Annotated in this window: 2 protein-coding genes and 2 pseudogenes; 3 read left to right on the forward strand and 1 reads right to left on the reverse strand. The window is 70.1% G+C overall.

Annotation, left to right across the window (positions count from 1 at the left end):
* A pseudogene (locus EFK10_RS34950) lies at positions 1-535 on the reverse strand (NmrA family NAD(P)-binding protein); the annotation flags it as partial.
* A gap of 174 nt (positions 536-709) precedes the next feature.
* Here EFK10_RS34950 and EFK10_RS49005 point away from each other — a divergent pair.
* The 3 genes and pseudogenes from EFK10_RS49005 to EFK10_RS34960 all read left to right on the forward strand — a co-directional run.
* Positions 710-1,122, forward strand: a pseudogene (locus EFK10_RS49005) (cupin domain-containing protein); the annotation flags it as partial.
* A gap of 132 nt (positions 1,123-1,254) precedes the next feature.
* On the forward strand, positions 1,255-1,584 hold the full coding sequence (locus tag EFK10_RS51235) for a helix-turn-helix transcriptional regulator (protein WP_240677659.1): 330 nt from the start codon (positions 1,255-1,257) through the stop codon (positions 1,582-1,584).
* A 283-nt stretch (positions 1,585-1,867) separates the two neighbouring features.
* Positions 1,868-2,946 (forward strand): IS4 family transposase (locus EFK10_RS34960; protein WP_164836275.1); only part of this gene is annotated, 1,079 nt, incomplete at its 3' end.

Below are 2,946 nucleotides of genomic sequence, written 5' to 3' on the forward strand. Positions count from 1 at the left end.
GGGTCTCGGGGGCGAGCAGCGTCTCGGCCGCGACCATGGCGATGTCGGCCGCGTCGACGAAGGCTTCCGCGCCGGCACCGGTCGGTACGGTGATCGCCTGGTCGACGACCGGCAGGTGTGCGTCGCTGAAGTTCTGCATCACCCATGCGGGGCGCAGGATGGAGTGCGTGATGGCCCCTCGGGCGGCGAGGTCGGCCTCGACGGCCCTGATGTCCACTTCCGGTGGCGCCTGGTCGACGCCGTACGTGCTGAGGTACGTGACGTGGCGTACCCCTGCGGCTTCGGCTAGGTCGAGGAAGGCGGCCACCTGGTCGGCGTAGGTGACCCGCAGGACGGGCGTGACGAGGTAGAGCCGGTCGACACCGTCGAGGGCACTGGGGCGGGTGGTCGGGTCGTCCCAGTCGAACAGCACGTCGGCGCCGTGGCGCGCCGCGGTGCGGGCACCCAGCCCCCGCTCGGCGAGATTCCTCGCCACGTGCGAGCCGGTCCGGCCGGTGCCGCCGAGGACGAGAGCGGTCTGCGGTGATCCAGTCATGGATCAATCGTGAGAGCGCGCTAAGAGTGAATCAATGCGCGTATCACTCATTCTTTTACGTCAAACGCTCGGATCTGTTCCCAATACGGCTGTCTCGCTGATACTGGTCGCGTGGACATACTGCACGATCACCTTGCGCGGGCACGGGCCTCCGGCGCCGTCTTCGCCCGGACGGTGGCCGAGCCGCCGTGGGGGCTGCGGCTGGCCGGCTCGATCCAGCTGGCCGTGCACACCGTCGTCCGGGGCAGGGGATGGCTGTGGCTCGACGACCCCGGCAGCGCGGTGGAACTCGTGCCGGGGGAGATGACGCTCGTCCGCGGCGGACCGGACCACTACATCGGGCACGAGCCGGGCGCCGACTGCCTCGAACCGGAGGACTTCCGGGCCCGGCACGCCTGCGACGGGGTTCTGAGGACCCGCGGGCGACGGTTTTCCTCTGCAGCGCCTACCGGTTCTCGGGCGACATCGGCAACGGGCTGCTGGAGGCACTGCCGCAGGTGCTGACCCTGTCAGCGACGGTCGGCGATCCGCTGCGGGACGTGATCGCGCTGCTCTCGCACGAGCTGGCCACCCCCGAGCCTGGCCAACCCACCGTGCTGGACCGGCTCCTCGACGTTCTCCTGGTGCTCGCCATCCGCAACCACTTCCGCCACAGTGCGACCGCACCCCGCTGGTACCGGGCATCCGCGGACCCCCGGCTGAACGCCGCGCTGCAGGCCATGCACGAGAACGCCCGCCATTCCTGGTCAGTCCCCGAACTCGCCGCGATCAGCGGCCTGTCCCGGGCAGCGTTCGCACGGACCTTCCGCGACGCCCTCGGCCAGACTCCCATGCAGTACCTGACCGACTGGCGGATGGCTCTCGCCCGCGACCACCTGCGCACTGGCGGGCTCGCCATGACACATATCGCCCGCTCCGTCGGCTACAGCTCGCCCTACGCCTTCGCAGCCGCCTTCCGGCGCCACCACGGCGAGCCGCCCGGGACCTGGCGGCAACGGGAGTCGCTCCGCGCGCAGACACGCCCCGGGAACGATCCCCATGCCCGCTGACACCGTCCGGCTCCCCAGCGGCACTCCCCCCGGGAGTGGTTGAGCCGGGCTTATTCCAGCGCGAGCGGGGCGTACGGAGCAAGTGCGGGCGACCGCGGCCCCTTGGCCCAAGGTCGGGTAGTTAACGGATTCGCGCTGGTGGCAAGGGAGTTCAGCGTCGGGTCGGAACGCGGGCAACGGGGCCGCGTTGATCAGGTGGTCCGCCAAGACTGCTGGTCGCCGAGGAGCCCCGTTGCCTGTACGTCATTGTGTCCTACCGCCTGGCCTGACGAGCATCTCCCGCGTGGTCACCGTGGCCGCTGGCCGATTCGCTCCTGGCCATCTGGGTGAGTTGACCCAGGCCGTGCCGTTCGATCTCGTCGACGCCGTCCTGGACGAGACGCGGAGCGTGCAGCGCCGCCTACGGGATCTGCCCTCGCGGGTCGGGGTCTACTTCCTGCTGGCGATGTGCCTGTTCCCCGAGGTCGGCTACCGGCTGGTCTGGCACAAGCTGACCGCCGGACTGACCGGGCTGCCGATCGCCTCTCCGACATCGAAGGCGCTGCGTGACCTGCGCCGCAGACTGGGAAGCGCTCCCATGCGGGCGTTGTTCGATGTGCTGGCCGGGCCGCTGGCCCAGCCGACGACGCCGGGGGTACGGTTCGGGCCGTATCGGACGGTTTCGTTCGACGGCTGTAGTTCACAGAAGGTCCCCGATACCGAGCGGAACCGGTGCTGGCTGGGCCGGACGGCCCACTGCGGCTATCCCATGCTGGAGTTGATGACTCTGGTCGAGACCGGGACCAGGGCCCTGCTCGGCGCGGTGTTCGGTCCCACCGCCGAGGGCGAGACGAGCTACGCCGGCCGCCTGCTGCACCTGCTGGCACCGGACATGCTGGTGCTGTGGGACAAGGGCTTCGACGGCAATGACTTCCTCGCCGCGGTGACCGCGACCCGTGCCCAGATCCTCGGGCGACTGCGCAGCAACCGGCGCACCCCGGTCCTGGCCCGTCTCGTCGACGGCTCCTACCTGTCGGTGATCGGCACGGTGAAGGTCCGGGTCATCGACGCGCAGATCACGGTGACCTGCGCCGACGGCACGGTCTTCGCCGGGGCATACCGACTGGTCACCACCCTGACCGACGCCCGCCGCTATCCTGCCGCCGCACTGGTGGGCCTCTATCACCAGCGGTGGGAGCACGAATCGGCGTACTACGCGCTCCGCCACACGATCATGGCCGGGCGGCTCCTGCGCTCGGGCGACCCGGTCGGCATCGAGCAGGAAATGTGGTCCTTGCTGACGCTCTACCAAGCCCTGCGGACGGTCATGGTCGACGCCGCCGAGTCGCTCCCGGGCACCGACCCGGACCGCTGCGGATTCAC

The sequence above is a fragment of the Streptomyces soli genome (assembly GCF_003999195.1).
Taxonomy (GTDB): domain Bacteria; phylum Actinomycetota; class Actinomycetes; order Streptomycetales; family Streptomycetaceae; genus Actinacidiphila; species Actinacidiphila soli.

Excerpts from the sequence above, each read along its gene's own strand:
- EFK10_RS51235 (WP_240677659.1), top strand. The coding sequence starts at position 1,255 with ATGCACGAGAACGCCCGCCATTCCTGGTCAGTCCCCGAACTCGCCGCG.